This is a genomic window from Bacillus timonensis, assembly GCF_000285535.1.
GTDB lineage: Bacteria > Bacillota > Bacilli > Bacillales > Bacillaceae_L > Ferdinandcohnia > Ferdinandcohnia timonensis.
In genome coordinates this window covers 467459-484113 of sequence record NZ_HE610986.1, presented here as the reverse complement: position 1 = coordinate 484113, position 16655 = coordinate 467459, and the positions used below count along the sequence as shown (strand labels likewise).

The window sequence follows — 16655 nt, the reverse complement described above, 5'->3', positions numbered from 1 at the left end:
TTCCTTTTTGAGTAGGTATGTTAGTACAAAGGGGGATATGGTCACCCCTTCACTAGGTCTTTTTAGCTTTATTTATACATCTGATACTTTAATCCATTGACGTGTTTCAATTGATTGTTCAACTGCCTCTAACACTTCTTGGCATTTAACACCATCGTTGAAATTTGGGACAGGCAGACGATCTTCACGGAAAGATTCCATTAGTTCGACAATTTCATGAATAAATGTATGCTCGTACCCGATTGTATGTCCTGGTGGCCACCAGTTTTCAGCAAAAGCGTGAGCAGGATCAGTTGCTAAAACACGACGGAAGCCTTGAACATCTTCTCTGTCATCGGTAAAATACACTTGTAATTCATTCATTCGTTCAAAGTCAAAAATGACGCTACCTTTACTACCATTAATTTCAAATGAATTTGTAGAGCGATGACCTGACGCAAAGCGTGTCGCTTCAAAGGTGCCTAAAGCACCATTGGCAAAACGAGCCATAAATAATGTTGCATCATCAACGGTAACTTCGCCTTTTTCTGCATTTTTGTTACCAGTTGCAGATAAACCAGTCATATTTGTTGGAATTGGTCTTTCTTTTATAAACGTTTCGTTCATTCCAATAACTTCATCAATACCACCAATTAAATAATGGGCCATATCAATGAGATGGGCACCTAAATCCCCATGAGAGCCTGATCCTGCGATATCCTTTTGCAGTCTCCAAGCAAGAGGGAAGTTAGGGTCGATTAGCCAATCCTGTAAAAAGAATGCACGGAAATGGTAAATATCACCTAGTCTTCCTTCGTCGATTAGTTTTTTAGCTAACATGACAGCAGGTGCAAACCGATAATTAAAACCTATCATATGCTTCACACCGGCTGCATTCACTACTTGAAGCATCTCTCTAGAATCCTTTAATGTAAGCGCTAACGGTTTTTCACAAAAAACATGTTTACCTGCTTGAGCTGCGGCAATTGCAATTTCCTTATGAACATCACTAGGCGCATTAATATCAATTAAATCAATATCATCCCTTTGTAAAAGGCTTCTCCAATCAGTGGTATATTCTTCCCAACCGAATTGTTTGGCTGCTTCTGCTACTCCATTCAGATTTCGCCCACAAATGACCTTCATTTCAGGGTGAAGTGTGTTTGGGAAAAACATCGGAAGGTCACGATATGCATGGCTATGTGCTTTACCCATAAATTTATAACCTATCATCCCGACATTAATTTTTTTCATTTCATAACCCCTTTACTTAGGATTTTTCGTAGAATAATACATTAGTAGTTTATAAACTTGATAATAGTCACTCTTTATTCACATTGTATAGAGCGGCTTACGCTTTGTTGTACTTAGGTAAGCCTCTTGATGATTCTCTTTCAATCAAAGTAACAGGCAATCGTACATTCATTTCTCCCTTACTATCTTTTGAGATTAATTGAAGGACCTTTTCAGTTGCTAATTGTCCCATCTCAAAGAGTGGTACCTTTACTGTGCTAAGGGGAGGTGATGTCATTTTTGAGTATTCTGAGTCATCATATCCAACTAGTGCATAATCACGGCCTGCTTGGTACCCCAGATTGCTCAAGCCTTGCATGAGTCCAATGGCCATTCGGTCATTTGCTGCAAAAATGGCTTTATATTCTGGTAGTAATTTAGCTATTTTTGCCGCTGTCTGAAAACCACTTTTTTGGCTGTAATTGCCTTCAAATAGTAAACGTTGATCTACATTGAGTCCATGTTTTGTTAGAGCCTCTTCATATCCCTTTAAACGATCAGCACTGTTCGAAAACTCCATTGGACCATTTAAAAAGATGACATGCTTAAACCCCTTATTTAATAATGAAGTGACTGCTTGAAAACTTCCATTTCTATGGTCTGCGTCAATTGAATGAAACGAATAGCCAGAAAAGGTTTGGTTCACAAGGCAGTAAGGGAGGTCCAATTGATGAAGTTTTTCGAGTGCTTCAACTTCTCCGGGAATATCTTTCGAACCAAGGATGATACATCCATCTACCTTTTGTGAACGAAAATGCTGTAGATAGTCTATTGGTTCATCAGGTTTTTGAAATAACAGGAGTAAACCGTATCCTCTTTCAGCTAATTCGCCACCAATTCCGCTTAGTAGATCCGAGAAATAATTCGTGGACATTAAGTTAACCTTTGGCAAGTAGGGAACAATAACACCAATATTGTTACTCCTTCCACGCGCAAAGCTTTGAGCTATGACATTTGGATGGTAATCTAAGTCTTTGGCAGCAAGTAACACTTTTCGTTTTGTTTCTTCCCGCAAAGGTCCGATGTTATTAAAAACGCGTGAAACAGTAGCTTCGGATACTCCGGCAAGTTGTGCCACATCTTTTCTGCTTGCTAATGTATTCACCCCCTAAACATTTAATGTACACGCGTTCATTTTCGCTGTTTTCCTAAGAATTGTCAATATTAACTTTTGAGAAATTTAAAACAATTTCCAATCCGGAGAATTATAAATTTACTAAAAAGAGTAGTAACAGCTTAAAATGAAGTTATTCTTTTTATGTAACGGGCATGGACCGTTGGAATCTGGTATCTCAAAACTACCAGCCGGAAAAATAAAGGTCCAGGGCATGCTAGTTTCAGGTGGTACTTGGAGAGCCGGAAGGGTAAATGTATGATCGGCCAGCATTAAATCTCCATCGTGAACCTGTAGCGGTGTATTTTCGAATACTAGGTTTTGTTCCGTTTTATTATGAACAATCGCCGTTACCAGCAGTTCATTTTTATAATTTATTGCAATCCGAACGGTTGAGAATGTTACCCCTGTATGTAAATTCGAAACTGCATGATGAAAAATAAGTTCGATTTCTTCTCGGTCTTTCTGCGAAATCGTCCGATTCCACGCGTCCTCAAAAACTAGTTTTTGCATAATCTCACCTCACTTACTCATGATTATAGCAGAGCGAGCCATTTCTAATACAAAATGACGATGTGCTATGAGTTGTACGATATAATCCGATTTTGGTCCGGGATCATTGGTTTGCCGATATCTACCCAACATTAAGCGATAAACCTAGGTTGTCCCATATAATCAGTTTTCTGTTCGATATCTTTCAATCTTTGTCCCATATCCCGGAAATTAGGTCCCATATCTCGAAAACGTTGTCCCATAGCCAACTTAATCAATATCCCAACCCCTTTACCATATTTAACCCCAGGATTGGTTATGCTAAACTATAATGTAGTTGGTAAAAAAGGAGTTCTTGAGTATGGTAGATTTTTTCGAGAATTTTCATCCGGTTATGCAAGCATTGCTTGCGACTTTGTTTACGTGGGGGATGACCGCGCTGGGGGCAACTCTCGTTTTTGCAACAAAGACGATTAATCAACGGCTTCTGGATAGTATGTTAGGGTTTGCTGGTGGCGTAATGATTGCTGCTAGTTATTGGTCGCTATTGGGACCGGCGATTGAGATGTCCAGCGACAATAAAATCGGAGCTTGGTTTCCTGCAGCGTTCGGATTCTTATTAGGGGGGATTTTTTTATGGGGAATTGATAAGGTTTTACCCCATCTTCACCCAAATGCACCGATCAAAGATGCAGAAGGCTTTCATTCGAAAGAGCAAAAACGGAGTACACTGTTAGTGCTCGCGATTACGCTACATAATATTCCAGAGGGGCTGGCTGTCGGGATCGCGTTTGGTGCCCTTGCGAATGGTGGAACGGAAGCTTCTTTAGCAGGTGCGTTGACGTTGGCGCTAGGAATTGGAATTCAAAACTTTCCAGAAGGTATTGCCGTTTCGATGCCATTAAGAGGGGATGGCATGTCGCGCAGAAAAAGCTTTTTCTATGGGCAATTTTCTGGGATGGTCGAGCCAATTGCTGCTGTTGTTGGGGCAGTGGCCGTTTCCTTCATTGAACCTCTGCTTCCATACGCATTAAGCTTTGCAGCGGGTGCGATGATTTTCGTTGTTGCAGAAGAAGTGATTCCAAGTTCGCAGGAAAAAGGCAATAAAGATCTCGCATCCATGAGCTTAATGATTGGATTTGTCGTGATGATGATACTTGACGTGGCGTTAGGGTAACCATCATGAAGCACTAAAGTACAAATATACTACAAGGAAGAACCGGGCAATCACCCGGTTCTTTTTTTGCATGTTTTTCCAGTTTCTGTCGCATACTAAACTATCAAATAGTAGGTGGGTTTTAGTATGTCTTTTTTTAAAAAAATAAGAAGGAAATTCAGCAGCAGCCATCATATTGTAATGAAAATTCAGCTCCTCAAGAGAAACTGATTAGCTTGCAGCTAGAAGAGAATCTTGCTGAAATACAAAGCATTTTCAATAAAACGCCTGATTTGGTTGTAACAAACCTTGTGATTAACCAAACAAAGGGAAAAGCTGCACTCGTCTATATCAATGAACTCACCGATCCTACGATAATCAATGAGCATGTGTTACGGCCATTGTTATTCAAGGTTGATCAGGAAAATGAGAATCCTACACCAAAGATATCAATTGGCCAAATCAAGGAAGTAAATACATGGTCACAAATCACAGACGGAATTTTACAGGGGAAGAGTGTCTTATTTGTGGAACAATCCCAAGTGTCTTTTCTTTTAGATACTGGAAAATGGCCGGAACGTTCCATTGAAGATACCCCGATTGAGTCCTCTGTGTATGCAGAACATATCGGATTTACGGAGTCTGGAAGTAAAAATATTGCACTTCTACGAAAGCATATTAAGAATCAAAATTTGAAAATAAAAGAATGCATCATTGGTGAGAGAGGGAAAACAAAGGTCTCCCTTTTATATTTAGATGATGTTGCTGACCCAGATTTGATTAAGGAACTTGAAACCCGTCTTAAAAAAATGAAGGTTGATAGTATTACAAATTGTGTCGTATTACAAGAGTATATTGAGGATAATCCCTATTCGCCATTCCCGCAATTTCACTTAACAGAGCGTACTGATTTTGCAGCTTTGGAAATTTTGGCGGGAAGAATTGTGATAGTGGTGGATGGAGCACCCAATGTCTTAATGGCCCCAGCGAATTTTTTTCCTTTTTTAAAAGCATGGATGATTATACTGCACGTTGGTTGGTCGCTTCTTTTATCCGACTGTTAAGGTATGTGGGTTTTTTTATGGCTATCTTTTTACCGGCAACGTATATCGCGGTTATTGCGTTTCATTTCGAGGTCATTCCATTGAAACTGCTTATGTCTATTGGGGTGTCGAGGGAAAAGGTGCCATTTCCTCCTTTCATTGAAGCATTAATAATGGAGATTGCCCTGGAGATGCTACGTGAGGCTGGAATTCGATTACCAGCAAAAATTGGGCAAACCATCGGAATCGTTGGAGGTATTGTCATTGGACAGGCAGCAGTACAGGCAGGGATCGTCAGCAATATTATGGTCATTGTTGTCGCGTTAACAGCCGTTGCTTCCTTTATTATCCCAAATTATCAAATGGGAGCCTCCGTCAGGCTCATCCGTTTTCCAATGATGATTATGGCCTCATTATTCGGTTTTGTTGGATTAAGTGTAGGTTTAATGATATTAATCATCCATCTTATTGAGTTAAAATCGCTTGGAATTTCCTATGCTAGTCCAGTTTCACCCTTGCGATTTCAGGACTGGAAGGATTTGTTTATTCGATTCCCGCAATGGTCTATCCTCAAACGTCCGGTTAGTTCGATGGCCATTCAATTAAGAAGGGCCGACTCTAGTCGTCCAAAGGGTGACAAAAAATGATGAATGTTCAAGGGAAACAAATCACATTGCTCCAGTTCATTTTATTAATTCATGGTGTACAGATTGGGGTTGGCGTTCTTACCTTACCTCGAGAATTAGCGGAAAAGGCGGGGACTGATGGGTGGATTGGCATTATTTTAGGGTGGTTCATTGCAACAGGTACTAGTTTACTTATTATTCAAATTATGAAAAAGCATCCGAATGGAACGATTCTTGATGTGTTGACATATTACTTTGGTAAGTGGGTAGGTAAAGTGGGTGGGGTAATCTTGGCCGTGTATTTTGGTCTTTTAGGCCTCTACTCGTTTATTACTGAAGCGATGTTTATACAAGCTTGGGTCTTACCTCGAGCATCCATCACATTACTCGTGATTTTGTTAGCTATCCCATCATATTTATTGGTCCGTAACAATATTCAAATTCTAGCCAGATATTCGGTATTCGTTTTTTTTATGACGATTTGGATTATTTTCTTTTATATGTTTTCTTTAAAAAATGCCCAATTTCTAAATCTACTTCCTTTACTAAAAGAAGGTTGGTATCCTGTCATTAAAACTGTAAAAATAACCATTATTACATATGTTGGATTTGATATCGCCTTTTTCCTATATCCTTATTTACAAAAGAAGGAGTTCGCATCACTTGGAATTGTCATTGCGAATACCATTACAATGTTTGCCTATTTGTTGATTACGCTTGTGGCATTCGTGGTATTTAGTCCTGATGAAATTGCAAAGTTTAATGAACCAACCATTACCATCTTGAAGGTCATTGAGCTTACATTTATCGAACGATTAGAGATTGTATTGTTCGCATTATATATATTTGTGATGTCTACAAAAGTCCTCCCGCTTATGTTTGTATCTGTGTTTAGTACAAGTTGGGTATTTGGTAAAGAGGAACATACAAAACCGCTATTTTGGTTACTGGTATGTAGTGTGATTTACGTGTTTTTGTTACCTCCTTCCGTACATATTAGTTTGATATGGCGTAAGGAATTAGAGACCCTAAGTTTCCTCTTTACGTACGCTTTCCCTGTTTGTTTAGGGGGATATATCCTCATACGTGGCCTTTTTAAAAGGAGGAGCTTGAAATGAAACGTTGGTTCGAGATTTTTATGATCCTTCCACTTTTAATGATGCTCACTAGTTGTGGGTACCAAGTTCCTTTAGAGGATACGACGATTGTCTTCATTTTAGGGATTGATCTTGATGAAGACAATAACCTCATCTTTTATGAGTCCAGCCCAGTATTTAATAAGGGGGCAAAGGTTCAAACGGAGACATATCAGACAAAAGCGGATACGATACGGGATTCTAAGAAGTATTTTGATACAGTAGAAAGTGGCGAGGTTTCAGGTGCGAAAATCCAGGTCCTTTTATTGGGAAAAAAGGTTGTGGAACATGAAGATTGGTTTCCGATATTAGACACCTTGTACAGGAACAGTAATTTTTCGCTTAATACAAGAGTTGTCGTTGTGGAAGGGAATGTATCTGACGTTATCAACTATGAGCCAAAAAGCAATGCGTATCTTGTGATGTATTTGAAGAATGTCATCGATAAAAATCATAAACGAACAAGGACGGCAAAAGGGACTCTCCAACTGCTTCATTCGGAGATTTATGATAAGGGAGTGACCCCAGCTTTATCTCATGTGAAAAAGGATAAACGGGTTGAAGTAACAGGAACCGTGTTACTTAATGATCGAGGAAAATATGTGGATTCTCTTGATTTATCAGAATCCACGTTATTCCTCTTCTTAAAGAATAATCAGAAACACCCAATTAGTTACACAACCATCACAATACCGACTGATAAAGAGGATGGGATCTTTCATAAGCATGACCTAAGTTTTGAAGTGACAAATGTGAAGTCCAAAATTAAAACATCGTACGATATGGACAAGGTTACATTTGATGTCAAAGTCTCCATGTCCATTTTGATTCTTGAAAGTCTATTATCCATGGATATGAAATCAAATGAAGAGAAAATCAAGGAAATCATTGAAGAACGGTTGAAATCGGAATATGAGAAACTATTTAAGAAAATCCAAAGTCATAAAATTGATCCAATCGGATTTGGAGTCTACGCCAGAGCCTATGAGTACGAACATTTCAAAAAAGTCCAAGATAACTGGGGCGAAGCACTATCACAAGCCAATATCAACATATCCGTAGAAGTCGAAATCAAAGGCATGGGCACAGTCAACGAAACCAGTAAGTAACCACAGGTACCGCAGGGACGGTTCTCCTGGTTCCACCGGGGCGAAAACCACCCCACAACAACAGGTACCGCAGGGACGGTTCTCCTGGCTCAGCCCTGACAAAACCCGCCCCAAACCACAACCTCCCTAAGAAGCCTGGGGCCAGAGGGAAACACCCTTTCATAAGCAGCCAACATCCATATTTATTCAGGCCTCCTTTGGCATTTTATGGTATGATTTATGCAAAAGGTAGAACCTGATTACGAGGTTTTCTTACCAAAAATTAGTGGGACGGAGATGTTACCCTTTACCCAGAAAGAAATGGTGGTACTGTGTTTAAGATTTTGTTGATTGAAGATGATGTAACATTATATAACGAGATTCGGGAGCGGTTGACTCAATGGTCGTATGATGTGTATGGCATTCGGGATTTTAGCAATGTGATGAAGGAGTTTACGGCGATTCAGCCAGACCTGGTTATCATCGATATTCAGTTGCCGAAGTTTGATGGCTTCCACTGGTGTCGGATGATTCGGACGCACTCCAAGGTCCCGATTATTTTTCTGTCATCAAGGGACCATCCGACTGATATGGTAATGTCGATGCAGCTTGGTGCCGATGACTTTGTCCAGAAGCCGTTTCATTTCGATGTCCTCATTGCGAAGATTCAAGCTGTACTGAGACGGGTCTACAATTATAGCCTTGAGCAGCAAATTCACTTAAAAATTTGGAATGGCGCTTCTGTTGATTACGTGAAAAATACCGTGCAAAATAAAGCTGGGACCATAGAATTAACGAAAAATGAAATGTACATATTAAAAATCCTAATTGAACATGTGAACCGAATCGTCAGCCGCGAGGAGCTCATCAAAAGCTTATGGGACGACGAACGGTTTGTGAGCGACAACACGCTAACCGTGAACGTTAATCGCCTCCGAAAACGACTCGAAGAAATTGGACTTGGCCAATATATAGAAACGAAAGTCGGGCAAGGCTATATGGCGAGGGAAGAGGAAAACGAATGATCAAACAGTTTTTAATCGAGCGACGAAGTTGGATTCTATTATTCTTCTCCTTCCAGCTGTTAATTCTACTGATTGGATACCTTGATCCGTCCCTTTCATTTCGTTCGATGCTCTATATAGTCTTTGTTTTTTTCATCATTTTCGTTTTATTCTTGATCGTTCGTTACAATCGAGAAGTTTCTTTTTATAACCATATAATGGAATGGGACCCGAATGTCGGTGTGGATAGTCTAAAAGAAGGAAAGAGCCCTTTTGAAAAAATGGTAGAGAGCACAATCTCTGGACAACACCGTTTTTATAAAAAGGAAATCAGCCGTCACGTAACAAGTGTCGAGCAGGAAAAAGATGAATTATTATCCTGGATTCATGAAGTAAAGACCCCACTCACGACGATGAAATTAATGATTGATCGAGTGGAAGACCACACGTTAAAAGAACAACTCATGTCTGAATGGCTTCGGGTTCACTTGCTTCTTGACCAACAATTGCACCAGAGGCGGCTGCCTTTCATGGAAAACGACCTGTTTATCGAAAAAATTGATTTGGAAAAACTACTGATTCCAGAAATCCAATCATTAAAAACATGGTGCTTTCAAAAAGGAATCGGGTTTGATTTGTCGCTAAAGGCTAGTGAGGTATACTCCGATGGAAAATGGCTACAATTTATTTTACGCCAACTCATAACCAATGCAGTGAAGTACAGTGAAAAGGCCGATATCGCCATTCGTAGCTATCAAAAAAATGGCCAAGTTGTCCTGGAGATCCAGGATTATGGGCGTGGAATAAAGGAGAAAGACCTTCCACGGATTTTTGAAAAAGGCTTCACATCTACAACTGACCATCGGGATCATGCCGCAACTGGCATGGGCCTCTACCTAACAAAGAATGCGGCCAAACCGTTAAAAGTCCGAATCGATGTCCAATCGAATTATGGAGAGGGTACGATTTTCACCTTAACCTTTCCAAAGAAAAATGATTTTCTTACACTCACAAGCATGTGACAAAAGTGTCACATGCTTTCATGTTTTGTTCGTTGATTCGAAGGAAAAGATACCAATCTGAGTCTATGATAGAGATAAGGAGTGGATAAGATTGAATATTTTAGAGGCTAATAAACTGATAAAAACATACGGAAATAAATGGAATCGTCAAGATGTGTTAAAAGGAATTGATATTGAAGTCAAAAAGGGTGAGTTTGTGGGGATTATGGGTCCTTCAGGCTCTGGTAAAACAACCTTGCTTAATGTCCTTTCATCGATTGACCGTGTAAGTTCAGGGTCGATTAAGGTAGAAGGTAAGGAATTCACGAGCATGAAAGATAAGGAACTTGCGGAGTTTCGCAAACGTCACCTTGGATTTATTTTTCAAGAATATCATCTATTAGATACACTAACGGTAAAAGAAAATATTATGCTACCACTGACAGTGAATAAAATTTCCCCTAGAGCTGCGCAAATCATGTTTGAAGATGTAGCAAAGGAATTAGGAATCTTTGAGGTCAAGGATAAGTATCCGAATGAAATCTCAGGTGGTCAAAAGCAAAGGACATCGGCTGCACGTGCTTTCGTTCATGAGCCAAGTATTATTTTTGCGGATGAACCAACAGGGGCGCTCGATTCAAAATCTGCCTCAGATTTACTTAACAAACTAAGTGACTTAAACGAAAAACGGGAAGCGACGATAGTGATGGTTACCCATGACCCACAAGCAGCCAGCTACTGCAGTCGCGTCATTTTTATCAGGGACGGACAAATCTTCACGAAATTAAATCGTGGTGAGGAGAGCAGACAGGAATTTTTCAACGACATCATTAAGACGCAAGCTGTGTTAGGTGGGGTGGGAGCATGAGCTTTAAAAGCCTCATCTTTCGAAATCTAGTAAAGAACATCAAAAACTATTATTTATATGTGTTTGCGCTTATTTTTAGTGTTGCTTTGTATTTTGCTTTTGTGACGCTGCAGTATGACCCCTCTATGGATGAAATGGAGGGTACGGTCAAAGGCGGTGCCGCGATTAAAGCTGCGTCCGTCATGTTAATCGGCATCGTCATGGTTTTCCTTGTCTATGCCAATACCTTATTTATTAAGCGTCGTGGTAAGGAAATTGGGTTGTTCCAACTAGTCGGAATCTCAAAAGGGAAAACGTTTTGGATTTTAAGTGTCGAAAACATGATTCTGTATTTCGGCTCGATGATGATTGGGATTTTTCTTGGATTTGTTTCGTCTAAACTCGTCATGATGATTCTGTTAAAAATCATTGGGATTGAAGAAGTTGCGGGGCTTCGCTTTTCTACGGAAGCACTCGTGCAAACGGTGATTGTGTTTGTGGCCATTTATGTTGTTATCATGGTGTTGAACGCGTTGTTTATTAAAAGGCAACAAATTTTATCCTTGTTTCATACGACTTCGACAACAGAAGATAGAAAACGGAAGGTCTCTGTCCTCGAAGTCATCATGGGGATACTTGGGCTTGCACTGATTATCTTTGGCTACTATTTATCAACGGAATTGTTTTCTGGTCAGTTCAAGATGATGGAACAAATGTTTACCATCATGGTCGTAATCCTAGCATCTGTGATTATCGGAACGTATTTCTTTTACAAGGGTTCTATCCGGTTTATTTTTAATCTGATTCGTAAAAAGGATAACGGATATCTGTCGGTCAATAAAGTGTTGTCCTTATCCTCTATCATGTTCCGAATGAAATCAAATTCGGTGTTGCTAACCGTGATTACCACTGTATCCGCCTTATCACTTGGATTGTTATCACTCACCTATATTTCGTATTACTCAGCAGAAAAAGCAGCGGGAGAAGCTGTGGTGAATGACTTTTCGATTCCAAATGAGGAACGCGCGAAACAATTTACAGAGATGCTGGACGCTAAGCAAATTGGCTTTACGAGAACAGAAATTGAGTTGATGACCGCGAAAACCGATTTGTCGAATGTATTAGAAATCGAACAAACAGATATGCTGGACCTTACAGCTCCAATGACGGTTGTATCGGATCGATTTGTTGAGGATATTGATGTTGGTGAAAATGACTCTGTGTTCGTCAATAGCAATGCAGCTTTACAAGCCTTTTTTACCTTTAAAGAAGGTACATTTACAATGTCCGGAAAAACCAAATCGTTCGAGTTAAATTTTATAAAATATGAAAATAAACGCTTGATTCCATTACGGTTAACGGGTGGCGGATTTCCTGTTGCAGTCATTGATGATTCGATTTATCAGCAATTAGTTGCAGATGCTGACCCAGAAGTGGAAAATGAGTTTCCTGTCTATATCGGAGTGGATATTGAGAAACGTTCAGAATTAAAAGAAGCGAATCAAATCTTTAATGATTTAGACCTTGGACAATGGGCAGGACATGAATCACAGCTCGATTCATTTACGATGCAAAAAGTGAACATGGGCTTAATGATGTTTATCGTTGGATTTCTCGGATTAACTTTCTTAATTACATCTGGCTGTATTCTCTATTTCAAACAAATGGATGAAGGCGAAGAGGAAAAAGGGAATTACACCATTCTTCGAAAATTAGGATTCACGAGAAATGATTTGGTAAATGGAATCAAAGCAAAACAATTGTTTAACTTCGGCATTCCATTAATCGTTGGATTGTGTCATAGCTACTTTGCGGTTAAATCTGGCTGGTTCTTCTTCGGAACCGAACTATGGACACCGATGATCATCGTCATGGTATTTTATACCTTGCTCTACTCTATCTTCGGTATTCTATCGGTGATGTATTATAAAAAATTGATAAAAGAAGCATTGTAGAAAGCGTGCCGGTTTCCTAAGGGGGAAATCGGCTTTTTTCAGGTTGTATCATATCAGACCTAATTTAAGTACAACAGGTAGTTCCTAATCAAAAGAATTTTTAGTCTTTTTAAAAAACACTTGACAAGACTTGCTTGTAGGAATTAATCTTTCCTTAAGGAAACATTTTAGCGCTTGTAAAAAACCATAAATTTTTTTACTCAAAAAGTTTCCCTAGAGCAACATTTCTTCATTAGACCAAGGAGGATTAAAAGTGAAAAAAAGAAGAACTGCTTTTGAATTCTTTGTTTTAGGATTTGTCATAACCGTGTTTTTAATGGGATGTGCTAATTCGACAACTCAAACGACTGAAGGGGCAACAGATGAATCCATTGAAGTTGTCACGACGATTGCTCAAATTGGTGAACCGATGCAAATCATAGGCGGTGACCGTGTAAACGTAACAAGCCTGATGGGACCAGGAGTCGATCCGCATTTGTACCAAGCAACACAAGGTGATATCTCAAAGCTCCAAAATGCAGACATTATTTTTTACAGTGGCTTAAACCTTGAAGGGAGAATGGGAGAGATATTCGTGAAACTAAGAGAATCAAAACCGATACTTGCAATCGGAGACTCAATCGGTAAGGAGCGACTATTGAAGGATGAAGGAGGTGCAATCGACCCACATATTTGGTTTGACCTGGATATTTGGAAGGATGCATTAGAAAGTGCAACCGAAGAATTAAAACAGTATTCTCCTGAAAATGCTAGCTATTTCGAAGAAAACAAGCAAGCATATTTCAAAAAAATAGATGAATTAAAGGCAGAAGCGACAAGTAAAATGTCGAAAATTCCAAAAGAACAACGTGTCCTTGTCACTGCACATGATGCATTTGGATATTTCGGCCGCATGTATGACATTGAGGTTGTAGGCCTACAAGGACTAAGTACTGAAGACGAGGTCGGGATATCTGACATTCAGTCAACAGTGGATTTGTTGCTTGAAAATAAGATACCTTCAGTCTTTGTAGAAACCAGCATCAATCAAAACTCGATTAATGCAGTTATTGAAGGCGCAGCAAAAAAGGGCTTAGACGTAACATTAGGCGGTGAGCTTTTCTCGGATGCAATGGGTAAAGCGGGAACAGAGGAAGGGACCTATTTAGGTATGTATCGTCACAATGTAAATACAGTATACGATGGACTTACAAGGAGTGTTAAATAATGGATGTTCTTCATGTGGATGGGCTTAGTGCAGCTTATCGTAAAAATACAGTGCTACATGATGTATCATTTTTAATCAAGCAGGGGTCACTTACTAGTATCGTTGGACCAAATGGTGCTGGGAAATCAACCTTAATCAAGGTATTGTTGGAACTTCATCCTCGTTTATCAGGTACAGCTTCTTTCTTCGGTACATCTTTAAAAAAGGTAAAAGCAAAGGTAGGTTACGTACCACAACGGGGATCTGTGGATTGGGACTTTCCTACAGATGCATTAGATGTTGTCATGATGGGAATGTACGGACAAATAGGTTGGGTGAAATGGCCAAATAAACGTCATAAAGAAAAGGCCCTTGAGGCTTTGGATAAAGTGGGGATGGCTGATTATGCGAACCGACAGATTAGTGAATTGTCGGGTGGGCAGCAACAACGGGTATTCTTAGCAAGAGCATTGATTCAAGATGCTGATTTGTACTTCATGGATGAACCACTTGCAGGTGTCGATGCTGCTACAGAGAAAGCCATCATGACCATTTTGAAAGAGTTAAAAAACGAAGGAAGAACCGTACTCGTTGTTCACCATGACTTACAAACGGTGGAAGACTATTTTGATCAAGTTTTATTTTTAAATCGAACGGTTATCGCACATGGGGATGTTCCTTCAACCTTCACAACAACTAATATTGAAAAAGCTTACGGTGGAGCTGTTCGTTGGTTAAAAGGGGGGAGCGGCCTTGTCGATGCTACTCTCAAGTAACTTTCAATGGGTACTGTTTAGCACACTGCTCCTAGGAATCGCTGCTGGTTTGGTGGGTTGCTTGGCTTATTGGAAAAACAAAGTCTCATGAGTGATGCTCTCTCACATGCAGCTCTTCCTGGTGTTGTGGTAGCGTTTCTACTCTTCCAAGTGAAGGATTTGCATGTATTAATTATAGGTGCTGCTTTTAGTGCTTTAGTTGGAGCATTATGTATTATGTTTATCAAATCAAATACTCGGATAACTGAAGATACAGCAATGGGGATGATACTAGCGGTATTTTTCGGTGGAGGAATTGTCCTGCTTACGCTTGTCAATCAGAGTAGTGAAGGCAATCAAGCAGGGTTGAATCATTTTATATTTGGGCAGGCAGCCTCAATGGTTTCTTCCGATGTTATGACAATGTCTGTCCTTGCAGTAGCTGTGATTTTGATTGTTGTTATCGGCTTTAAAGAATGGAAGCTATTCCTCTTTGACCCTGATTTTGCAAAGGGTCTGAAACTATCGATAAAAGGAATGAATTTCATTTATTTAATGTTGCTAGTTCTTACGGTTGTTGTGGGAATACAGGCTGTAGGTGTGATTCTAATGTCCGCACTACTTATCATTCCTCCTGTCAGTGCACGATACTGGACGCATTCCTTTAAAACCATGATGTGGTTAGCAGGAATTTTCGGAGGAATCTCGGGTGCTGTTGGAACAACGATAAGTGCATTAGGTGTCAGCTTGCCAACAGGTCCATTTATTGTCGTAACCTCAGGTACTATTTTTCTATTATCCTTGTTTTTTGGGATAAAAAAAGGATTGGTCATTGAACATATCATGCTACGAGATAAAAAGAAGGAAGTACAAAACTTGTCGATTTCTAATTCCTATTTAAAGGAGGGAAATCAATGACTTATACAGCGTGGATCCTCCTTACAGCGTCCCTAGTCGGTATCTCTTGTGGGATTGTGGGGGTATTCTTAATTCTCCGGAAAATGGCAATGATGGCAGATGCCATTAGCCATACTGTCCTACTTGGTATTGTCGTAGCTTACCTACTTACCCATAGCTTAAGTGGAATACACATGGTAATTGGTGCTGCTGTCGCTGGTATTTTAACAACATATTTTGTTCAGTGGTTTCATTCAAGAGGAGTTGGGCAGGATGCCTCCATTGGATTGGTATTTACAACCCTTTTTGCTATCGGAGTTATTCTGATTGCGACAAAAGTAGGAAATGCCCATCTAGACGTTCAACATGCATTAATGGGAGAAATTTCATTTGTTCCTTGGAATACGGTGGCCGTTCCCGTGCTTGGTAATATCCCTTTAGCTACACTCATGCTACTTATTGTATTATTCATAGTCATTGTGGTAATCGGTCTCTTTTATAAGGAGTGGAAACTAACTACTTTTGATTCAGCGCTAGCAGCAAGTATCGGAATTCCAGTAGTTGGGTTGCATTATTTATTCATGACGCTTGTATCGGTTACAACAGTTGCTTCATTTGATGCGGTTGGTGCCATTATGGTGGTTGCCATGCTTATTGCTCCTGCAGCAGCTGCCTACCTCTGGACTGACAAACTTCTAGTGATGCTTTTTCTAAGTGCGGGATTTGGAGTGTTTTCAGCTGTACTTGGTTATTATTTTGCACTGTGGATTGATTCATCCATCTCTGGCTCAATGGCTTTTTCCACAGGAATCATCTTTTTAATAAGCTTTTTCATCTCACCGAGACACGGTCTTCTTTCAAATTGGATACGCCCTGCAAGGGACAGAGGGACAGGGCCATCGTCCCAATTTGGACGATAGCCTGACCTGAAACATATATTCAGAAAGGATGGTGGAACATGCAAAGAAGTTCAAGAATCAACTCAAAAATACTAAAATACTCCATTATTTTAAAAGCGTTAGGAATAATTGATAAAGACGACTTTCAACAAATTATAGGTAGTTGTTCTATCGATTATTTGGA

General features: G+C 39.8%; 14 protein-coding genes and 2 pseudogenes. 12 read left to right on the top strand and 4 right to left on the bottom strand.

The window, feature by feature from the left end; all coding sequences use genetic code 11:
* Positions 1–72: 72 nt before the first annotated feature.
* From BTHG_RS11150 to BTHG_RS27640, 4 genes are all read right to left on the bottom strand, one after another.
* Entirely contained in the window at positions 73–1233 is a 1161-nt protein-coding gene (locus tag BTHG_RS11150; protein WP_010676824.1) for a Gfo/Idh/MocA family protein, read from the bottom strand.
* Between the two features lie 97 nt (positions 1234–1330).
* Positions 1331–2377 carry a LacI family DNA-binding transcriptional regulator gene (locus BTHG_RS11145; protein WP_042341682.1) on the bottom strand — a complete coding sequence of 349 codons (1047 nt, stop codon included), beginning with the start codon at positions 2375–2377 and terminating at the stop codon, positions 1331–1333.
* Between the two features lie 111 nt (positions 2378–2488).
* Positions 2489–2899 (bottom strand): SLAP domain-containing protein, encoded by a 411-nt coding sequence (locus BTHG_RS24715; protein WP_010676822.1) that lies wholly within the window; start codon positions 2897–2899, stop codon positions 2489–2491.
* Between the two features lie 131 nt (positions 2900–3030).
* The gene (locus BTHG_RS27640; protein ID WP_269719491.1) at positions 3031–3156 is read right to left on the bottom strand and encodes a hypothetical protein; all 126 of its coding nucleotides are present in this window, start codon (positions 3154–3156) and stop codon (positions 3031–3033) included.
* Between the two features lie 83 nt (positions 3157–3239).
* Between BTHG_RS27640 and BTHG_RS11130 the strand changes: the two genes are divergently transcribed.
* The 12 genes and pseudogenes from BTHG_RS11130 to BTHG_RS11070 all read left to right on the top strand — a co-directional run bounded on the left by BTHG_RS11130 (position 3240) and on the right by BTHG_RS11070 (position 16492).
* The gene (locus tag BTHG_RS11130; RefSeq protein ID WP_010676821.1) at positions 3240–4055 is read left to right on the top strand and encodes a ZIP family metal transporter; all 816 of its coding nucleotides are present in this window, start codon (positions 3240–3242) and stop codon (positions 4053–4055) included.
* Between the two features lie 290 nt (positions 4056–4345).
* Positions 4346–5724: pseudogene (locus tag BTHG_RS27930) on the top strand (spore germination protein).
* Positions 5721–6821 (top strand): GerAB/ArcD/ProY family transporter, encoded by a 1101-nt coding sequence (locus tag BTHG_RS11120; RefSeq protein ID WP_010676820.1) that lies wholly within the window; start codon positions 5721–5723, stop codon positions 6819–6821. The pseudogene BTHG_RS27930 and the gene BTHG_RS11120 overlap by 4 nt, the downstream one beginning before the upstream one ends.
* Entirely contained in the window at positions 6818–7948 is a 1131-nt protein-coding gene (locus tag BTHG_RS11115) for a Ger(x)C family spore germination protein (protein ID WP_010676819.1), read from the top strand. The genes BTHG_RS11120 and BTHG_RS11115 overlap by 4 nt, the downstream gene beginning before the upstream one ends.
* A gap of 311 nt (positions 7949–8259) precedes the next feature.
* Positions 8260–8952, top strand: coding sequence for a response regulator transcription factor (locus BTHG_RS11105; RefSeq protein ID WP_010676818.1), 693 nt, complete (start codon positions 8260–8262; stop codon positions 8950–8952).
* On the top strand, positions 8949–9953 hold the full coding sequence (locus BTHG_RS11100) for a sensor histidine kinase (RefSeq protein WP_010676817.1): 1005 nt from the start codon (positions 8949–8951) through the stop codon (positions 9951–9953). Before BTHG_RS11105 ends, BTHG_RS11100 begins: the two co-directional genes overlap by 4 nt.
* Before the next feature lie 91 nt (positions 9954–10044).
* Complete coding sequence (locus BTHG_RS11095) at positions 10045–10800, top strand: ABC transporter ATP-binding protein (RefSeq protein ID WP_010676816.1); 756 nt, start codon at positions 10045–10047, stop codon at positions 10798–10800.
* The gene (locus tag BTHG_RS11090; protein ID WP_010676815.1) at positions 10797–12734 is read left to right on the top strand and encodes an ABC transporter permease; all 1938 of its coding nucleotides are present in this window, start codon (positions 10797–10799) and stop codon (positions 12732–12734) included. The genes BTHG_RS11095 and BTHG_RS11090 overlap by 4 nt, the downstream gene beginning before the upstream one ends.
* Positions 12735–12987: 253 nt before the next feature.
* Entirely contained in the window at positions 12988–13941 is a 954-nt protein-coding gene (locus BTHG_RS11085; RefSeq protein ID WP_010676814.1) for a metal ABC transporter solute-binding protein, Zn/Mn family, read from the top strand.
* Positions 13941–14696 carry a metal ABC transporter ATP-binding protein gene (locus BTHG_RS11080; protein WP_010676813.1) on the top strand — a complete coding sequence of 252 codons (756 nt, stop codon included), beginning with the start codon at positions 13941–13943 and terminating at the stop codon, positions 14694–14696. Before BTHG_RS11085 ends, BTHG_RS11080 begins: the two co-directional genes overlap by 1 nt.
* Positions 14680–15593, top strand: a pseudogene (locus BTHG_RS24705) (metal ABC transporter permease). The gene BTHG_RS11080 and the pseudogene BTHG_RS24705 overlap by 17 nt, the downstream one beginning before the upstream one ends.
* Positions 15590–16492: a metal ABC transporter permease gene (locus BTHG_RS11070; protein ID WP_010676811.1), complete on the top strand. Its 903-nt coding sequence runs from the start codon at positions 15590–15592 to the stop codon at positions 16490–16492. Before BTHG_RS24705 ends, BTHG_RS11070 begins: the two are co-directional and overlap by 4 nt.
* Positions 16493–16655: the final 163 nt, after the last annotated feature.